This window comes from Methylopila jiangsuensis, assembly GCF_027922305.1.
Lineage (GTDB): Bacteria > Pseudomonadota > Alphaproteobacteria > Rhizobiales > Methylopilaceae > Methylopila > Methylopila jiangsuensis.
In genome coordinates this window covers 836,252-853,436 of record NZ_BSFK01000005.1, presented here as the reverse complement: position 1 = coordinate 853,436, position 17,185 = coordinate 836,252, and the positions used below count along the sequence as shown (strand labels likewise).

Annotated in this window: 16 protein-coding genes; 9 read left to right on the top strand and 7 right to left on the bottom strand. The window is 71.3% G+C overall.

Annotation, left to right across the window (positions count from 1 at the left end):
* Positions 1 to 60 precede the first annotated feature (60 nt).
* From PKE85_RS05525 to thiD, 3 genes are read left to right on the top strand one after another with little or no spacing between them, the layout of a single operon-like run.
* Entirely contained in the window at positions 61 to 702 is a 642-nt protein-coding gene (locus PKE85_RS05525) for a phosphatase PAP2 family protein (RefSeq protein WP_428981326.1), read from the top strand.
* A 56-nt stretch (positions 703 to 758) separates the two neighbouring features.
* Entirely contained in the window at positions 759 to 1,760 is a 1,002-nt protein-coding gene (locus tag PKE85_RS05520) for a DMT family transporter (RefSeq protein WP_309299066.1), read from the top strand.
* A 43-nt stretch (positions 1,761 to 1,803) separates the two neighbouring features.
* Positions 1,804 to 2,622 (top strand): bifunctional hydroxymethylpyrimidine kinase/phosphomethylpyrimidine kinase, encoded by an 819-nt coding sequence (gene thiD, locus PKE85_RS05515; RefSeq protein WP_271203772.1) that lies wholly within the window; start codon positions 1,804 to 1,806, stop codon positions 2,620 to 2,622.
* Positions 2,623 to 2,641: 19 nt separating this feature from the next.
* On the opposite strand, the gene PKE85_RS05510 is transcribed toward thiD, so the two are convergent.
* A complete protein-coding gene (locus PKE85_RS05510) occupies positions 2,642 to 3,673 on the bottom strand; it encodes a glycosyltransferase family 4 protein (protein ID WP_271203771.1) in 1,032 nt (343 codons plus the stop codon).
* Positions 3,674 to 3,713: 40 nt separating this feature from the next.
* Positions 3,714 to 4,529, bottom strand: coding sequence for a UDP-2,3-diacylglucosamine diphosphatase (locus PKE85_RS05505; protein WP_271203770.1), 816 nt, complete (start codon positions 4,527 to 4,529; stop codon positions 3,714 to 3,716).
* A 229-nt stretch (positions 4,530 to 4,758) separates the two neighbouring features.
* Between PKE85_RS05505 and PKE85_RS05500 the strand changes: the two genes are divergently transcribed.
* Positions 4,759 to 5,226, top strand: a complete 468-nt coding sequence (locus PKE85_RS05500; RefSeq protein WP_271203769.1) for a DUF2852 domain-containing protein — start codon at positions 4,759 to 4,761, stop codon at positions 5,224 to 5,226.
* Positions 5,227 to 5,354: 128 nt separating this feature from the next.
* Entirely contained in the window at positions 5,355 to 6,134 is a 780-nt protein-coding gene (locus PKE85_RS05495) for an SDR family oxidoreductase (RefSeq protein ID WP_271203768.1), read from the top strand.
* Positions 6,135 to 6,209: 75 nt separating this feature from the next.
* Here the strand turns inward: PKE85_RS05495 and PKE85_RS05490 are convergent, their stop codons facing one another.
* Positions 6,210 to 7,556: an OmpP1/FadL family transporter gene (locus PKE85_RS05490; RefSeq protein WP_271203767.1), complete on the bottom strand. Its 1,347-nt coding sequence runs from the start codon at positions 7,554 to 7,556 to the stop codon at positions 6,210 to 6,212.
* Positions 7,557 to 7,827: 271 nt separating this feature from the next.
* Here PKE85_RS05490 and PKE85_RS05485 point away from each other — a divergent pair, with 271 nt between their 5' ends.
* Positions 7,828 to 9,651 (top strand): calcium-binding protein, encoded by a 1,824-nt coding sequence (locus PKE85_RS05485; protein ID WP_271203766.1) that lies wholly within the window; start codon positions 7,828 to 7,830, stop codon positions 9,649 to 9,651.
* A 42-nt stretch (positions 9,652 to 9,693) separates the two neighbouring features.
* Here PKE85_RS05485 and PKE85_RS05480 read toward each other — a convergent pair whose 3' ends face one another.
* From PKE85_RS05480 to dgcN, 4 genes are all read right to left on the bottom strand, one after another.
* Positions 9,694 to 10,302 carry a helix-turn-helix domain-containing protein gene (locus tag PKE85_RS05480; protein ID WP_271203765.1) on the bottom strand — a complete coding sequence of 203 codons (609 nt, stop codon included), beginning with the start codon at positions 10,300 to 10,302 and terminating at the stop codon, positions 9,694 to 9,696.
* Between the two features lie 121 nt (positions 10,303 to 10,423).
* A complete protein-coding gene (locus tag PKE85_RS05475; RefSeq protein ID WP_271203764.1) occupies positions 10,424 to 11,227 on the bottom strand; it encodes a hypothetical protein in 804 nt (267 codons plus the stop codon).
* Between the two features lie 81 nt (positions 11,228 to 11,308).
* Positions 11,309 to 12,298 carry an N-acetyl-D-Glu racemase DgcA gene (dgcA, locus tag PKE85_RS05470; RefSeq protein WP_271203763.1) on the bottom strand — a complete coding sequence of 330 codons (990 nt, stop codon included), beginning with the start codon at positions 12,296 to 12,298 and terminating at the stop codon, positions 11,309 to 11,311.
* Positions 12,299 to 12,482: 184 nt separating this feature from the next.
* Positions 12,483 to 13,490, bottom strand: coding sequence for an N-acetyltransferase DgcN (gene dgcN, locus PKE85_RS05465; protein ID WP_271203762.1), 1,008 nt, complete (start codon positions 13,488 to 13,490; stop codon positions 12,483 to 12,485).
* A 115-nt stretch (positions 13,491 to 13,605) separates the two neighbouring features.
* Between dgcN and PKE85_RS05460 the strand changes: the two genes are divergently transcribed.
* The 3 genes from PKE85_RS05460 to PKE85_RS05450 are packed head-to-tail and all read left to right on the top strand — an operon-like array spanning position 13,606 to position 17,153.
* The gene (locus tag PKE85_RS05460) at positions 13,606 to 14,751 is read left to right on the top strand and encodes an MlaE family lipid ABC transporter permease subunit (protein WP_271203761.1); all 1,146 of its coding nucleotides are present in this window, start codon (positions 13,606 to 13,608) and stop codon (positions 14,749 to 14,751) included.
* 2 nt (positions 14,752 to 14,753) lie between these two features.
* On the top strand, positions 14,754 to 15,551 hold the full coding sequence (locus PKE85_RS05455; RefSeq protein ID WP_271203760.1) for an ABC transporter ATP-binding protein: 798 nt from the start codon (positions 14,754 to 14,756) through the stop codon (positions 15,549 to 15,551).
* Positions 15,552 to 15,572: 21 nt separating this feature from the next.
* Complete coding sequence (locus PKE85_RS05450) at positions 15,573 to 17,153, top strand: MlaD family protein (RefSeq protein WP_271203759.1); 1,581 nt, start codon at positions 15,573 to 15,575, stop codon at positions 17,151 to 17,153.
* Positions 17,154 to 17,185 lie beyond the last annotated feature (32 nt).

Here is a 17,185-nt window from a genome sequence, read left to right as displayed (position 1 = left end):
ACGCCCGCCTGGCGTCTGCCGGAGTTCAACACCCTCGTCGCCTTCCTGGTGATCTCGGGCATGCTCTTCGCCTTCGTCAAGATCGCGGACGAGATGGCGGAAGGCGAGACGGTCCATTTCGACGAGGCCGTCCTGCTCGCCCTGCGCCAGCCGGGCGATCTGGCGCGGCCGGTCGGGCCGTGGTGGCTGGAGGCCGCCATGGTGGACATCACCGCGCTCGGCGGCTGGACGGTGCTGACCCTGCTGACCGTGGTGGTTCTGGCCTATCTCGCCATCACCGCCCGGCGGGGCGCGGCGGCGCTGGTGCTGGCCGCGGTGGCGGGCGGCGCGCTGCTGTCCTCGGCGCTGAAGGTGGGCTTCGCGCGGCCCCGTCCGGAGCTGGTCGACCATCTGGTGAACGTCAGCTCCGCCAGCTTTCCGAGCGGCCACGCCATGCTGTCGGCCGCGACCTATCTGACGCTCGGCGCGCTGCTCGCCCGCACCGAGAGCCGTCGTTCGGTGCGCGCGCTGATCTTCGGGGTGGGGGTCGTGCTGACGCTGGTGATCGGCGTCAGCCGGGTCTATCTCGGCGTGCATTACCCGACCGACGTGCTGGCCGGCTGGTGCCTCGGCGCCTCCTGGGCGCTGATGTGCTGGCTTGTGGCGCGCTGGCTCCGGCCGAGGGGCGACGAGACCGACGCCGCGGCCGCCGAGCCCGGTTAGGGCAGGGCGGCCATGCGCGATCGTCGTGAGGCGCGTCGCGCGCGTCCGCGAGGATCGTGGTAGGCAGCCCACGCCCCCACATCCCGCATGCGTGGTTCCGTTCGTTCCTCATGTTTCTCGGCGTCGGCCTCAAGGTTCTCTCCGCCCTGCTGTTCACGATCATGGCCGCGCTCATCCGGGCGCTGGGACCGGACGTGCCCACGGGGCAGGTGGTGTTCGCGCGCTCCTTCTTCGCGCTCGCGCCCTTGATGACGTGGCTCGTCTGGCGCGGCGGGGTGGGGGCCGCGCTGAAGACGCGGCGGCCCGTGGGCCACGCGCTGCGCGGCGCGGTGGGCGTCGCCTCCATGTTCTGCATGTTCGCGGGCCTCGCCCGCCTGCCGCTGCCGGACGCGACGGCGCTCGGCTACGCCTCGCCGCTGTTCACGGTGGTCTTCGCCGCGCTGCTGCTGCGGGAGCATGTGGGGCCGCACCGCTGGGCCGCGATCGCGGTGGGCCTCAGCGGCGTGCTGGCGATGCTGTGGCCGCAGCTTCAGTCCGGCGCTCTGGCCAGCGCGCTGAGCGGCGCCGAGGGCGCGAGCGAGACCGCGGTGGGCGCCGCCTTCGCCGTGGGCGCGACCGTGCTGACCGCCGGCGCCATGATCCAGATCCGCCGCCTGACCCAGAGCGAGGGCACCGGCGCCATCGTGTTCTACTTCACGCTGTGGAGCATGGTGACGGGGCTGGTGATCTCCGCGCTGTTCGGCTGGCGCTGGCCGGCGGACGGGCGCGAGGCGGCGCTGCTTGTGGGCGTCGGGCTGGTGGGCGGCGTGGCGCAGATCCTGCTGACCGAAAGCTACCGCCACGCCGACGCCTCGCTGATCGCGCCGTTCGAATACACCAGCATCCTGTGGGCGCTGATCATCGGGCTTGTCGCGTTCGGCGACCTGCCGTCCGCGTGGGTCGCGGCCGGCGGCGCCGTGGTGGTGGCGTCGGGGGCGGCGGTGGCGTGGGTGGAGCGGCGGCTCGGCCTGAAGCGCGCCCGCGCCGCCAAGGCCGCGCCGCCCTCGCCGACGGTGTGAGGCGCCCCTTGGCCGCCGCCGCGCGGCCCGGTATGCCAGTGGCATGAGCACGCCCATCGCCCTCACCGTCGCCGGCTCCGATTCCTCGGGAGGCGCGGGCGTTCAGGCCGATCTCAAAACCTTCTCCGCGCTCGGCGTCTACGGCGCCTCCGCCATCGTCGCGCTCACCGCCCAGAACACCCGCGGCGTCACCGCCATCCACGACGTGCCCGCGGACATGGTGACGGCGCAGATCGACGCGGTGTTCGATGATCTCGCCGTCGGCGCGGTGAAGATCGGCATGGTGTCCCAGAGCGCCACCATCGAAGCGATCGCCGAGGCGCTCACGCGCCGGGCGCCGAAGGCGGTGGTGGTCGATCCGGTGATGGTGGCGAGTTCGGGCGCGCGACTGCTCAGCGAAGATGCGGTCGAGACGCTGACCCGCCGCCTGATCCCGCTCGCCACGCTGCTGACCCCCAACCTGCCCGAGGCGGCGGTGCTGACGGGCCGCGCCATCGCCCGCGACGAGGCCGAGATGGCGGCGCAGGCGGAGGCGCTGCTGGCGCTCGGCGCCCGCGCCGTTCTGGTCAAGGGCGGCCACGGCGACGGGCCGGACAGCGTCGACGTGCTCAGAACCGCGGAGGGCGCAGCGCGTCGCTTCATCGGGCCCCGCCGCGTCACCCGCAACACCCACGGCACCGGCTGCACGCTGTCGTCGGCGGTGGCGGCGGGACTTGCGAAGGGCGCCGGGCTGGAGGATGCGGTGGCGGCGGCGAAAGCCTATCTGCGCGCCGCGCTCGATCAGGCCGACGACCTGAACATCGGCCACGGCCACGGGCCGGTGCATCACTTCCACGCCTGGTGGCCGTTGGCGGAGCGCTGACCGCTCCGCCGGCCGCGGTTCAGGCGGCCCGTCCGGCGGCGTCGGCGTTCGCGATCACGCTGCGCACGTTCTCCACGAACAGGGCGGTGGCCTCGCGCCAGCCATGGGCCAGGGCCACCCGGCGGGCGTCCTCGCCGGACAGCTCGAGCGCGGCGAGCGCCGCTTTGCGCAGGTCTTCGTCCAGCGCGCCGGCGCCGGTGCCCTCCAGCACGTCGAGCGGGCCGGTGACGGGGTAGGCCGCAACGGGCACGCCGCTCGCCAGCGCCTCCAGCACCACGATGCCGAAGGTGTCGGTGCGGCTCGGGAACACGAACACGTCCGACGAGGCGTAGGCGCGGGCCAGCGCCTCGCCCTCCAGCGTGCCGGTGAAATGCGCGTCGGGATAAGCGGCCTCAAGCCCCGCCCGCTGCGGCCCGTCGCCCACCACCACCTTGGAGCCCGGCAGGTCGAGCGCCAGAAACGCCTCGATGTTCTTCTCGGTCGCCACCCGGCCCACATAGAGGAAGATCGGCCGCGGCAGGTCGAAGGCGCGAGCGTCGGGGTCCGGCTTGAACCGGTCGGCGTCGACGCCGCGGCTCCAGTGCATCAGCCGCTTGAAGCCCCGCGCCTCGAGGTCGCGCTTGAGCGAGGCGGTGGCCACCATGATCCCGTCGCCGGCGTTGTGGAACCGGCGCAGCCAGGCGTAGGTCCAGCGTTCCGGGATCGGCGCCCGGCGGCGCACATATTCCGGGAACTTGGTGTGGTAGCTGGTCGTGAACGGCCGGCCCGCGCGCAGGCAGGCTCGCCGCGCGGCGAGCCCCAGCGGGCCTTCGGTGGAGATGTGGACGTGGTCGGCGCGCGCGTCGGCGATCAGCTTCTCCACCGCGCCGGGGCGCGCAAGAGACAAGCGGATTTCCGGATAGGTCGGCATGGGCAGCGTGCGGAACTGGTCCGGCGCCAGCAGCGCGATCTCCACGCCGAAGGCCGGCGCGTGTTCGATCAGATGTTCGATGGTGCGGACGACCCCGTTGACCTGGGGCCGCCACGCATCGGTGACCACGAGCACGCGCATTCGGCGGCAACCTCAACGCGCGTTCGGCGCGACCACGATGTCAGGCGGCGGCGCGGACGCCGGGCCCTTCGGCTTCGACTGCGGGACGGGCGGCGAGGCCGGCCGCATGCTCCGCCCAGCGGATCAGCTCGAAGCGGCCATCGTAGTTTTCGGCCACCGCCGTGCAGCTTTCAACCCAGTCGCCGGTGTTGATGTAGTCGATGCCGTTCATGTCATGCATGGTCGCGTGGTGGATGTGGCCGCAGATCACGCCCTCCACCTCCTGCTTGCGGGCCTCCGCCGACAGGGTCTCCTCGAACTTGCCGATGAAGTTGACCGCGTTCTTCACCTTCAGCTTGGCCCAGGCCGACAGCGACCAGTAGGGGAAACCGAGCTTGCGCCGCGCCAGATTGAGGTAGGTGTTGACCATCAGCGCGGTCTCGTAGGCCCAGTCGCCCAGGAAGGCGAGCCACTTGGCGTGCCGCACCACCATGTCGAAGATGTCGCCGTGGATCACGAGATAGCGCTTGCCGTTGGCGCTCTCGTGGATCGCGGTCTCCACCACCTCGATGCCGCCGAAATGCGAGCCGTAGTAGCTGCGCAGGAACTCGTCGTGGTTGCCCGGCAGGTAGACCACCTTGGCGCCCTTGCGCGCCTTGCGCAGCAGCTTCTGCACCACGTCGTTGTGGGTCTGCGGCCAGTGCCAGCTCTGGCGCAGGCGCCAGCCGTCCACGATGTCGCCCACGAGATAGATCGTGTCCGCTTCGTGGTGCTTCAGGAAGTCGAGCAGAAGTTCCGCCTGGCAACCCTTGGTGCCGAGATGGACGTCGGAGATGAACAGGGCGCGAAACCGGCGGCCTTCCTCAGAATCGGACATGTTCATTCTCCGAGCTGGTCCCTAACCTGCGGCATAAGCTGGTTTCGTCTCACTCTTATGACGCGCCCGTGAGAAGCTGGAGCGGCGCGCGCCCGCGTCCAGCGGCGCAAGGCGCGGGCCACGACGTCTTGAACGCCGGCCCCGCCATCGCCACCTCTTCCGTAACCCGTTACCGCCGGAACGCTTTTTCCGCCGGACGCCGCGGGAACGTTCGAGGAGAGACCGAGGAATGACTTCCAACCCCTACCTGGACGACGCCGTCATTCCGGGCGTCCCCCACCGCTGGAACGCCCTCACCATCGCGCTGATGGTGATCGGCTTCATCGTGTTCTGGCCGCTCGGCCTGGCGGTGATCGCCTATGTGCTCTGGGGCCGGCAGATCGCGGCCTGGGCCAGAAGCGCGCAGAGCCCGCTGCGCGGCGCCGGCGACTTCGGCTCCGCCGCCCGCAGGGCCGCGGACGACTTCACCCGCGCCATGGGCGGCTGCGGCGGCGCGGCGCGCGAGCGCGCCACCGGCAACGCCGCCTTCGACGCCTGGCGCGCTTCCGAGCTGGAGCGTCTGGCCGCCGAGCGCCGCAGGGTCGACGAGACCACGGCGGCGTTCGAGGCCCATCTCGCGGCCGAGCGCGGCGCCTTCGACGACGCCCGCCAGCGCGAGGCGTTCGAGCGCTTCATGCGCGAGCGCGGTCAGGGCTGAACCTGAACCCAACGTCCCAAAGGTGGAAAGCCGGCCGTCGCGCCGGCTTTCTTTTTGCGCGGCCGAAAGGCTTTACCCGCAGGCCCGCGGCCTTAAAAGTCCGCCGGACCTTACAAGGAGCCACGCCCATGGATCTCGGCATCGCCGGCCGCACCGCCATCGTCTGCGCCTCCAGCAAGGGGCTTGGTCGCGCCTGCGCCCAGGCCCTGGCCCGGGAGGGCGCCCGCGTCGTCGTCAACGGGCGCGACGCCGCGCGGCTGGACGCGACGGCCGCCGCCATTCGCGAGGCGACCGGCGCGGAGGTGATCGCCGTCGCCGCCGACGTGGCGACCCGGGAGGGGCAGGACGCGCTCCTCGCCGCCGCGCCGCAGGCGGACATCCTCGTCACCAACAACGCCGGCCCGCCCCGCAAGGACTTCCGGACCCTCGACCGCGACGCCATGCTCGCGGGCGTGGTCGCCAACATGGTTACGCCGATCGAGCTGATCCAGCGGGTGATCGACGGCATGGCGGAGCGGGGCTTCGGCCGCATCGTCAACGTCACTTCGGCCTCGGTGAAGGCGCCGATCCCGGGGCTCGACCTGTCGAGCGGGGCGCGGGCCGGGCTCACCGCCTTTCTGGCGGGCGTGGCGCGCACGGTCGCGCACCGCAACGTCACCATCAACAACATCCTGCCGGGCATGTTCGACACCGACCGCCTGCGCGGCGGCTTCCCGGCGGAGGCGGCCCTGCGCGGCGTCACGCCGGAGGAGGTGGCGGCGACCCGCATGGCGGCCGTGCCCGCCCGCCGCTTCGGCGATCCGGCCGAATTCGGCGAGCTCTGCGCCTATCTCTGCTCGGCGCAGGCCGGCTACCTCACCGGTCAGAACCTGCTGATCGACGGCGGCGCCTTTCCCGGCGCGTTCTGATCGGCCCAAACGACGACGGCCGGCGCGCCCGTGGGCGGCCGGCCTGCCTTCGCATGGGATCATAAAATCTGCGCGTCAGTACTTGGTGACGAGCGCCGGCGGGGCCTCAGCGCCGATCTTGTAGCGGATGGCGGCGCTGACGATGTGGACGTCGGACTTGGACGTGCCGCGGAAATCGAACGGCAGGCCCGGCGCGAACTCCTCGCGGATGCGGGACTTGCCCGGCACGAACACGTAGGAATAGCCGAGGTCCATGCCGATGCGGTCGGTCACGCCGTAGCTCGCGCCGGCGGAGAGCCACCAGCGGTCGTCGTCCGGCAGGCGCACGGTGCGGTTCTTGTTGTTGATGGGCGACCACTCATAGGCCACGCCCGCGCGCGCCGTCAGCTCCTCGGTCACCTTGTACTCGCCGCCCACCGACAGGAAGTAGCCGTCCTTGTAGTGGAACGGCAGGTCGGTGACCTTGGCGCCGGTGCTGCGGTTCTTCACCGCGAAGCTGTCGAACTGCTCCCAGTTGGTCCATTCGAAGCCGACCAGCGCGGTGAAGGTTTCGGTGACGCGCTGGCGGAAGCCCACCGTCACGCTGTCCGGCAGGTCCACCTTGGCCTTGATGCCCTGCACGCTGGACCCGAGCGGCGTGTTGGAGCGCAGCTTGCCCTTCAGCGTGTAGCTGGTGGCGGAGCGGTAGCCGACGCCGAGATCGGCGCCGTCCCACGGCTTCAGGTTCACGCCCGCCACGAAGCCGAAGCCGATGTCGTCGCCGGACAGCCGGGTGGTGCCCGCGCCGGGGAGGAAGCTGCCGGGGGTGAAGGGCGCCGGCAGCGGCGTGGCGCGCTTCAGGCTGATGTCGAAATACTGCACCTGCAGGCCGGCGGCGACCGAGATCCAGTCGTTGACGATGTAGCCGACGGTGGGCGTGGCGTTGACGGTGAGCACCTTGGACGAGCGGGCGACGAACTGGCCGGCCCAGTCCTTGCGCGGGTCGGTCACCAGACCGAAGGGCGAGGTCACCGACAGGCCGACCGCCACCCGGTCGTTGATGCGGTAGGCGTTGTAGCCGGAGGCGAGCAGGGCGCCCTGGCCGATCTCGCCGCTGTCCCCGGTCGCGCCTTGGCCGCCGGTGATGGCGTTGATGCCCGCGCGGGTGGAGGCGTCCGCCTTGATCTTGGACGAGGGCAGCACGCCGGTGACGTGCTGCTCGCTCTGGAACGTCTCGACCTGGTTCACCAGCGCCGGGTTCCAGAACATGCCGGAGATGGAATCGCCGCCGCCGGCCGCGGCGCCGGCGAAGGACATCCCCTGTCCGACCGTGCTCTGCTCGCGCAGCGCGAAGGCGCCGGCGAGGGCGGAGCCCGCGACGCCCGAGAGCAGCAGCGCCGTGACGGCCGGCGCGGCGGAACGACGAATGGCGGCGGTGATCATGCGTTTCTTCCCGAACTGCGCGCCGGTCTCTGGGCCGGTCTTGTCCGCCCGCGAAGCGCGAACGGCGTTTGACGGAGCGTGCGTGCGCCGCCGCCGTTCGGCAATCGGATCAGGGCTGGCGGACACGCTTTCGCCGCAACCGTGGCATCGGAGCACCACATCCAGGGCGAAAGCGGCCCTGCTGTCGTTCGCCCGTCATGGAGCGTTTTTAGGGTCCACCGCCTTTCGCCGCAGGCGTTTGCGGCTCTCATAAACGGGGATGTCCGCCACCATGACCACCACCACGGTCGCTTCGGGCGAAACGCGCGATGACGCGCTGAAGATGAAGGGCGCGGACGAACTGCGCGTTGGGGGCGACTTCATCGTCGGCGACGACGACCCGAGCGTGCTGTTCAACGACGTCACCAACGGCGCGCGCGTCGTGAACGAAGGCGCGCTCCTGAACGAGGCCGAGGACGGACGCGCCATCCGCATCGGCAAGGCGGTGGGCTCCGACTTCACCGCGACCATCGAGAACTCCGGCCTGATCGCGTCCGAGAACGACGTGGTGCAGATCCAGAACGAGGTCTCGTCCGGCGTCCTCACCATCCTGAACGCCGCGTCGGGCCGCATCGAAGCGGGCTCGGGGCAGGGCCTCGACCTCGCTTCGGGCGCAGGCGCCTTCGTGGCCAGGATCACCAACGCCGGCCTGATCGATTCGGACGAGAACGACGGCGTGCGTTTCGGCGGCCGCGGCGAATTGCGGAACTCCGGCGTCGTCACCGGCGGCTCCGACGAGGGCTACCAGAGCAAGGCGGACGGCGTTCAGTTCGAGTCCGGCGCGATCGGACAGGTCGCGAACGCGGACGGCGGCGTCGTCACCGGCGACCGGCACGGCGTGAACGCCGACGAGGACACCACGATCGCCGTCGCCAACAGCGGCCGCATCGTCGGCCTCAACGGCTCGGGCGTCGGGTCCGACGGGACCGCCACCGTCGTCAACCGCGGCGAGATCGTCGGCCGCTTCAGCGATCTGGACGGCACGGACGTGAACGGCTCCACCGTCGGCGCCGAGGACGGCGGCGGGCCGGACGGCGTGAACGACGGCGACGGCGACGGCGTGGACGTCGATTTCCGCGCCGTGATCCACAATTACGGCTCCATCCGCGGCGAGGGCTCGGGCGGCACGGGCTCGGACGGCCTGCCCAACACCTCGGAGGGGATCGCGGCCGGCGGCGGGATCATCCGCAACTTCTCCGGCGCCGAGATCATCGGCAAGGATCTCGGCATCCTGATCGACGACAGCTCCCAGGGCGACGCCTCCTTCGTCACCTACATCGCCAACACCGGCGAAATCCGCGGCGAGGCGGGCTACGCCATCAAGCTGGTCAGCGATCAGGGCGACAGGATCGCCAACGCCGGCCTGATCGCCGGCGGCGACGGCGAGGCCATCCTGTTCGGCTCCGGCGACGACACGCTGTCGCTGCTGCGCGGCTCCGTCATCGAAGGCCTGAGCCGTGGCGGCGCGGGTGAGGACACGCTGACCTACGAGGCCTACCGCGGGTCCATCACCGCCAATCTCCAGACCGGCCGGGCCACCGGCGCGGACGGCGTGGCGGAGTTCGAGAACCTCACCGGCGGCGCGGCGCGCGACCGTCTGGCCGGCGACGCCGGCGCCAACGTGATCAACGGCGGCGGCGGGAGCGATCTCATCAACGGGGCCGCGGGCGATGACGTCGTCGACGGCGGAACCGGCTCCGACCGCATCATCGGCGGCTCCGGAGCGGACCGGCTCACCGGCGGGCTCGGGGCCGACCTGTTCACCTACGTGGCCGTCACGGACAGCCTCGCGGCAGCCCATGACGTCATCACGGACTTCTCGACGGCCCAGGGCGACAGGATTCGTCTTGTGGAACTGGACGCTGACACGACCGCTTCAGGCCGCCAGTCCTTCGTCTGGACCGACGGCTTCACGGGCGTCGCCGGCGAGCTTTACGCGGCGTCGGCGGACGGCTCCACCACCGTGTTCGGCGACGTGGACGGCGACCGGGTCGCGGACTTCGTGATCGAACTCGAGAACGTCGCCTCGGTCTCCGCCGGCGACTTCATTCTCTGACCACGACACGCAAGCGGGGGCGGCCTTAGCGGCCGTCCCCGTTCACGCCATCACGGCGGCCTTCATGATGCAGACCATGGTGGCGCGCAGGGGCTCCGGGCCCACGGCGCGCACCACATGGGGGCTGTCGCAGCGGTAGCGCAGGGTCTCGCCGGCGCGCACGCGCTCCGCGTGGCCGGCGACCTCCACCTCGGCCTCGCCGGACAGCACCGACAGGCACTCGATCGAGCCGCGCTGATGGGCGTCGGATTCCAGCGCGCCGCCCGGCTCCGCGGTCACGTCGTACCACTGCAGCCACTCGACCGTCTTGATCCAGCCGATGATGGCGAGGCGCACCTTGCCGTCCTCGGACACGATCAGCGGCGTGTCGGCGCGGGACAGCTTTTCGAAGAACGGCGCGTCCTCGCCCGAGGCCAGAACGCGGTCGATGGACACGTCCAGCGCCTGGCTCAGGCGCCAGATGGTGGCGAGCGTCGGGTTGGTCTCGTTGCGCTCGATCTGGCTGATGATCGACTTGGCGACCCCGGACTGCTCCGCAAGCTCGGACAGCGAGAGGTTGTAGGCCTTGCGCAGACGCTGGATGGTCTTGCCAAGTTGGCCGGAGACGATCTGCGCGCCGTCATCCAGGCCCGGCCGGCCGCGAGGCGCCATGACGTGGCTCCGTTTGCTGGGACGAACGGTCGTTCGATGGATCGGACGAGATGTACGGGCCAACGCCGTCCGGCGCAAGGCGAGAGCCGCGGTGTCGGCCGGTTGCGCAACCGCGGCGCGGTCAGGCGAACAGCAGCGCCCTGTCGGCCTCCGACAGGCTCTCCAGCAGGGGCGGCAGCGGCGCCGGCGCGGGGCGCTCCTCGCGCCTTGCGGCGGGCGCGAGACGGCGCGGAGCGGCGGCGAGGCGGACGGCGGGGCTGTCCGTGGATGCGGCGGAGACCGGCGTCGGCGTCTCCAGCGTCGTCAACGCGGCTTCGGTCGCCGGCCGCGCGGAGGAGGCGGCCGAGCGCTCCGTATCGTCTCCCGACCGATCGGGCTCGACCGTGGCGGGCTCGCCGGGAGGCGGGGGAACGGCGGGCTCCGTACGGCTGGCCACAAGGACCGGACCGGCGGGAGGCTCCCTCGCCGGCTCGGCGACGGGATCAGGGCGTTCGAGCGCGGCCACCTGGGCGGCGCGCTCCGTGGCCGGAAGCCGCGCGACAGACGGAACGTGGGGTTCAGGCAGGGGCGGACCTTCCAGCGCCGCAGCGTCGGGACCGGGTTTCGCCAGCCGCTCCAGCGTGGCGAGCCGCGCCAGCGCCAGCTCCACCCGCAGCTCCGCCGGCTTCGGCGCCATCAGCGCCGCGCGCACCGCCGCCGCGGCTTCCGCCACCGCCGGGGGGCAGGCGGCGTCCACCCGGCTGTCCGGCGTCCGCGGCGCCATCCGCTGCTCCAGCCGCGTCAGCGCCTCCAGCACCTCGGCGGTGTCGGCGACGCGGTTGCGGCGCGCGAACTCGGCGAGGAACCAGCGGCCCCGCTCCGTCTCCATGACGGCGGAGGCGATGGCCTCGTAATCCTCCAGGGTGAGCTGGGGCGGCTTGCTCATAGATCGGCTCCGGGCCGCGATCGTCCGCGCCCAAGCCCTAGATGTACGTCGATTCGCGCTGAATCGCAGGAGGTTGCGCCGTCATCCCCACAGCAGCGGCGACGGCGGATGGAGCGTGCTGCCGTCGAAGACGAGCCCGTGCTCCCGATCCCGCGCCAGCAGCAGCGGCCCGTCGAGGTCCACCACCGCCGCGCGCTGCGCCACCAGCACCGCCGGGGCCATGGCGAGCGAGGAGGCCAGCATGCAGCCCACCATCACCGTCAGCCCGGCGTCGCGGGCGTCCTCCGCCAGCGCCAGCGCCTCGGTCAGGCCTCCGGTCTTGTCGAGCTTGATGTTGATGGCGTCGTAGCGTCCGACGAGCTTCGGCAGGCCGGCGCGGCCATGGGCGCTTTCATCCGCGCAGACCGGAATCGGCCGGGCGATCTCGGCCAGCAGGGCGTCGTCGCCGGCGGGCAGCGGCTGCTCCACCAGCGTCACCCTCGCCTCGGCGCAGGCTGCGAGGTTGCGGGCGAGCGCCGCGCCGGTCCAGCCTTCGTTGGCGTCCACGATCAGCTCCGCGTCCGGCGCGCCGGCGCGCACGGCGGCGATGCGCTCCGGGTCGCGCCCGTCCGGCGCCCCGAGCTTCACCTTCAGCAGCGGGCGCGCGGCGGCGGCGGCCGCGGCGGCGAACATGGCGTCGGGATCGCCCAGGCTGAGCGTGTAGGCGGTGACGAGCGGGCCGGGTTCGGGCAGGCCGGCGAGCGCGGCCGCCGTCGCGCCGGCGCGCTTGGCTTCGAGGTCCCACAGCGCGCAGTCGAGGGCGTTGCGCGCCGCGCCCGCCGGCAGGCGCGCCTGCAGGGCGTCGCGGTCGAGCCCGTCCGCGATCGCCGCGCCAAGCCGCTCGATGTCGGCCTTCACGCCCTCGGGCGTCTCGCCATAGCGGGGGTAGGGGCGGCATTCGCCCCGGCCGCGAAACGGCCCGTCGACGATCTCCGCCACCACCGTGATCACCTCGGTCACGGAGCCGCGGGCGATGGTGAACGCCCCGGCCACGGGCCAGCGCTCGATGCGTACGGACAGGTCAACGGTCATGGAGCCCTCGCTCCGCATGCCGTCTCAGAGACTGTTTGGAAACTGCCGCGGCGCGTCATTCGAGCTCCGTCATGCCCGCCGCAGGCGGGTGTCCACAATTCTTCTTTGCGTAAATCAAAGTCTTGAACGTTCAGGTCGTGGATGCCCGGCGCACGACGGGCGCGGAGGCCGCCGCAGCGTTCCGTCACGGAAACTCGGCGATCAGCCGGTCCACGATCGGGCCCACGCCGAAGCGCACCGGGTCGCTCGCCGGCAGGCCGTGGGCGGCTGCGGCGGCGTCCAGCGCAGCGCGGGCCGCGGTCTCGTCCAGCGCCGCGGTGTTGACGGCGATCCCGACGCAGCGGATGTCCGGGTTGGTCAGCCGCCCCGCCGCCACCGTCGCTTCGATCACCTGGCCGATGGAGGGCAGGGGATGGGCGACGCCGCGCATGGTGGTTCGGGTCGGCTCGTGGCAGACCACGAAGGCGTCCGGCTGGGCGCCGTGCAGCAGGCCGAGCGTGACGCCGGCGAAGGATGGGTGGAACAGCGAGCCCTGGCCCTCCACCACGTCCCAGTGGTCGGGAGAGTTGGCGGGCGTCAGCCATTCGGCCGCGCCGGAGATGAAGTCCGCCACCACTGCGTCCACCGCCACGCCCCGGCCGGCGATCAGCACGCCGGTCTGGCCGGTGGCGCGGAACTCGGCGTCGAGGCCGCGGGCCGTCATCTCCGCCTCCAGAGCCAGCGCCGCGTATTTCTTGCCTACCGAGCAGTCGGTGCCGACGGTGAGCAGCCGGCGGCCGGGGCGCTTCACGCCCTTGCCGGTGGCGAAGGTCTCGCGGGCGTGGCGCACGTCGTGCAGCGCCCGGCCATGGGTTTCGGCCGCTTCCGCGATGCGTGGAAAACCTGACAGCCGCCCATGCAGTCCGCTCGCCACGTCGAGCCCCGATTCGAGCGCCAGCACGATCTGGTCGATCCAGCGTTCGGGCAGCACGCCGCCCGCGTTCACCACTCCGATCACCAGCGTCTTCGCGCCCGCAGCGACGGCGCCCGCCACGTCGAGGTCCGGCAACCCCACGTCCGCCTTGCAGCCGGGAAGGCGCAGCTGCCCGACGCACCAGTCCCGCCGCCAGTCCACCACGCCGGCCGCGGTCTTGGCTGCGAGGGCGTCCGGGGCGTCGCCCAGAAACAACAGATAGGGCTTCGCGATCTCCATGCGCCGGTCCTTGTCGTTGGATCGCCTCGACAGCGCCGTTTACGCTCTAGTAATACGAACCGACGTTGTGCGCCGCAAGGCGAGCCCCCGCGTACCGGAGCCCAAGCGATCTCTCGTGCAGGCTGAAGCCAAGTCCGGCAGTTTCAAGACAGAGCGGGTCGACGACGGCGTGGTGCTGAAGCCGCTCGGCGACTGGACGGCCTCCGCCGGCGAGCCGCTCGCGCGGCAGGTCGATCGGGCCGACCTGCGCGACGCCCAGGGCAAGACGCTGGTCATCGACCTGTCCGACCTCGGACGTCTCGACACCGTCGGCGCGGTGCTGATCCGGCGGCTGGTGGAGCAGGCGGAGGCCGCGGGCGCCAAGGCGAGGCTCCAGGGCGCGAGCGCCCAGCACGAGCGCCTGCTCGACGCGCTCGACGGGCGCGGACAGGAGCCGGCGCCCACGGGCCCCAAGGAATCCGCGATCTTCGCCACGCTGGCCGACTTCGGCGCGGGCGTCGTGTCGCTCAAGGACGACGTGGTGCTGGGGGTCAGCTTTCTCGGCGCCGTGACCATGGCGTCGCTGCGGCTGCTGCGCGCGCCGTGGCGCTTCCGGTTCACCTCGACGGTGGCGAATCTCCAGCGGGTCGGACTGGCGGCGACGCCGATCGTGGCGCTGATCTCGTTCCTCGTGGGCGCGATCGTGGCCCAGCAGAGCATCTTCCAGCTCAAGAACTTCGGCGCCACGCTGTTCGTGGTGGACCTGCTCGGCATCCTCGTGCTGCGCGAGCTGGGCGTGCTGCTGACCGCCATCATGGTGGCGGGCCGCTCGGGCTCGGCCTTCACGGCCGAGATCGGCTCCATGAAGATGCGCGAGGAGATCGACGCCCTGAAGACCATGGGCCTCGATCCGATCGAGATTCTCGCCATGCCGCGCCTGGTGGCGCTGGTCATCGCCATGCCGCTGCTGTCCTTCCTCGCCTCCATGTCGGCGCTGCTGGGCGGCGGTCTGGTGGCCTGGCTCTATGGCGACATCACGCCGATCACCTTCCTGCAGCGCCTGAAGGACGCGCTGACGTTCCAGACCTTCATGGTCGGCATCGTGAAAGCGCCGTTCATGGCGGTGGTGATCGGCCTGATCGCCTGCACCGAGGGCGCGAAGGTGCAGGGCTCGGCGGAATCGCTCGGCGCCCGCACCACCTCGTCGGTGGTGAAGTCCATCTTCGTGGTGATCGTGCTCGACGGCGTGTTCGCCATGCTGTTCGCGTCGATGGGGATCTGACCATGGCCGAGCTCCCAGAGGCGGACGGGCACGAGCTGGTCATCCGGGTGCAGGATCTCGTGGTCGGCTTCGGCGACCGCAACGTCATCGACGGCTTCGACCTCGACGTGCGCAAGGGCGAAATTCTCGGCGTCGTCGGCCCGTCCGGCGCGGGCAAGTCGGTCACGCTGCGGGCGGTGATCGGGCTGCTGCCGAAGCGCTCCGGCCGGGTCGAGGTGCTGGGCGTCGATCTGGACAAGGCCACGGTGAAGGAGCGTCTCGCGGTCGAGCAGCGCTGGGGCGTGCTGTTCCAGCAGGGGGCGCTGTTCTCCTCCCAGACCGTGAAGCAGAACATCGAGATGCCGCTGCGCGAGCACACTTCGCTCGGCCCCAAGCTGCGGGACGAGATCGCCCGGCTGAAGATCGACCTCGTGGGCCTGAAGCCCGAGGCGGCGGACCGCTACCCGTCGGAGCTGTCCGGCGGCATGATCAAGCGCGCGGCGCTGGCGCGGGCGCTGGCGCTCGACCCGGACATCGTGTTCCTCGACGAGCCGACGGCGGGTCTCGACCCGATCGGCGCCGCGGATTTTGATAAGCTGATCATGACGCTTCGGGATTCGCTCGGCCTCACCGTCTACATGGTCACCCACGACCTCGACAGCCTGACCACCGCCTGCGACCGCATCTGCGCGCTCAAGGGCGGCAAGGCGCTCGCGGTCGGGCCCATGTCCGAGATGGTCAAGAACGACGATCCCTGGATGAAGCAGTATTTTCGCGGCGAGCGCGCCCGCGCCGCCGGCATCGGCGCCACGGCCGCCTGACGCGCGGGAGGAGACGGACCCATGGAGACCCGCGCCAATCATGCCCTCGTCGGCGCCTTCACGCTGCTGGTGCTGGCCGCCGCCGCGATGTTCGTGTGGTGGTTCACCTCCGCCGGCCAGGAGCGCACGCGCGCCATCTACCGCGTGCAGTTCCAGGGCGCGGTGTCGGGCCTGACGCCCGGCTCCGGGGTGCTGTTCAACGGCATCCGCGTCGGCGACGTCACCAACCTGAACTTCGATCCGCAGGACCCCGGCAAGGTGGTGGCCCGGATCGAGGTGTTCACCAACACCCCGATCCGCAAGGACACCAAGGCGCGGCTGGAGATCACCGGCCTCACGGGCGGCTCCGTGGTGCAGCTCACGGGCGGCTCCCAGTCCGCCGAACCGCTGCCGAAGGTGACGACCACCTCGGGCGACCCCAACAACGCCCCGGTGATCGTGGCCGAGCCTTCCGCGTTCCAGGACATTCTGGAGGGCACGCGCTCGGTGCTGGAGAAGGCGCAGATCACCTTCGCCGACATTCAGGGCCTGATCGGCAACAGCCGCGGCTCGGTGGAGCGCTCGCTGCAGAACGTGGAGCAGTTCACCGCGGCGCTCGCGGCCAACTCCGACGATCTCAAGAGCTTCATGCAGAACACCGGCGTCGCGGCCCGGCAGATCGGCGCGCTGGCCGAGAACCTCGTGCCGCTCGTCACCGACGTGCAGAACCTCGTGCGCGCGGTGGACGTGAACAAGGTGGACGCCACCATGTCCAACGTGGTCGCCTTCTCGCAGGCGCTGAAGGACGGCGCGCCGCAGGTGCAGAAGGCGCTGGGCGACGTGGCGGCGCTGGCGGAGGAGCTGCGCAAGTCCGGAACCCGCGTCGACGGCATTCTGGCCGGCGTGCAGACCATGATCACGTCCATCGACTCCGCCAAGGTCTCGGCCTCGGTGGACCGCTTCGCGGCGATCCTCGACTCCATCGACCCGAACAAGGTGACCAACACGCTGAATTCGGTGGAGAGCGCCGCCCGCAACGCCGACCGCGCCATCGCCGCGATCGACGCCGACAAGATCAACCGCGCCGTGGACGGCTTCACCGGCCTCGCCACGTCGATCGACGCCCAGACCATCAACCGCACGGTGGCGAGCGCCGACCGCATCCTGTCCGCGATCGACGGCGAGAAGGTGCGCGCGGCGGTGGACAATGTGGGCGCCTTCACGGCCGCGCTCGGCCGCAACTCCCAGACGGTCGACCAGATCATGGCGGACGCCAGGCAGATCTCCGGCCGCCTGACCGGCACCGCCGACCGGCTCGACGCCGTGATCGCCGACGCCCAGCGGGTGGTCGGCTCCGACCAGACCCAGGGCGCGATCGCCGACTTCCAGAAGACCTCGGAGGCGATCCGCCAGCTCGCGCTGAAGCTCGACGGCCGCACCGCGGACATCTCGGCGAGCGTCAACAAGCTGTCGAGCTCCGGCGTGCGTGACCTGCAGGGCTTCGCCGCCGACGGCCGCCGTACGCTGGGCGAGCTGGAGCGCGTGCTCCGCAGCCTCGAGCGCAACCCGCGCCAGTTCCTGTTCGGCGGCTCCGGCGGCGTGCCCGAGTATCGCGGCCGATGATCCGCGCCGTCCCGTTTCCTTCGAGCCCGGAG

Excerpts from the sequence above, each read along its gene's own strand:
- PKE85_RS05525 (WP_428981326.1), top strand. The coding sequence starts at position 61 with ATGCTCTTCGCCTTCGTCAAGATCGCGGACGAGATGGCGGAAGGCGAG.
- thiD (WP_271203772.1), top strand. The coding sequence starts at position 1,804 with ATGAGCACGCCCATCGCCCTCACCGTCGCCGGCTCCGATTCCTCGGGA.
- PKE85_RS05510 (WP_271203771.1), bottom strand. The coding sequence starts at position 3,673 with ATGCGCGTGCTCGTGGTCACCGATGCGTGGCGGCCCCAGGTCAACGGG.
- PKE85_RS05505 (WP_271203770.1), bottom strand. The coding sequence starts at position 4,529 with ATGTCCGATTCTGAGGAAGGCCGCCGGTTTCGCGCCCTGTTCATCTCC.
- PKE85_RS05500 (WP_271203769.1), top strand. The coding sequence starts at position 4,759 with ATGACTTCCAACCCCTACCTGGACGACGCCGTCATTCCGGGCGTCCCC.
- PKE85_RS05495 (WP_271203768.1), top strand. The coding sequence starts at position 5,355 with ATGGATCTCGGCATCGCCGGCCGCACCGCCATCGTCTGCGCCTCCAGC.
- PKE85_RS05490 (WP_271203767.1), bottom strand. The coding sequence starts at position 7,556 with ATGATCACCGCCGCCATTCGTCGTTCCGCCGCGCCGGCCGTCACGGCG.
- PKE85_RS05485 (WP_271203766.1), top strand. The coding sequence starts at position 7,828 with ATGACCACCACCACGGTCGCTTCGGGCGAAACGCGCGATGACGCGCTG.
- PKE85_RS05480 (WP_271203765.1), bottom strand. The coding sequence starts at position 10,302 with ATGGCGCCTCGCGGCCGGCCGGGCCTGGATGACGGCGCGCAGATCGTC.
- PKE85_RS05475 (WP_271203764.1), bottom strand. The coding sequence starts at position 11,227 with ATGAGCAAGCCGCCCCAGCTCACCCTGGAGGATTACGAGGCCATCGCC.
- dgcA (WP_271203763.1), bottom strand. The coding sequence starts at position 12,298 with ATGACCGTTGACCTGTCCGTACGCATCGAGCGCTGGCCCGTGGCCGGG.
- dgcN (WP_271203762.1), bottom strand. The coding sequence starts at position 13,490 with ATGGAGATCGCGAAGCCCTATCTGTTGTTTCTGGGCGACGCCCCGGAC.
- PKE85_RS05455 (WP_271203760.1), top strand. The coding sequence starts at position 14,754 with ATGGCCGAGCTCCCAGAGGCGGACGGGCACGAGCTGGTCATCCGGGTG.
- PKE85_RS05450 (WP_271203759.1), top strand. The coding sequence starts at position 15,573 with ATGGAGACCCGCGCCAATCATGCCCTCGTCGGCGCCTTCACGCTGCTG.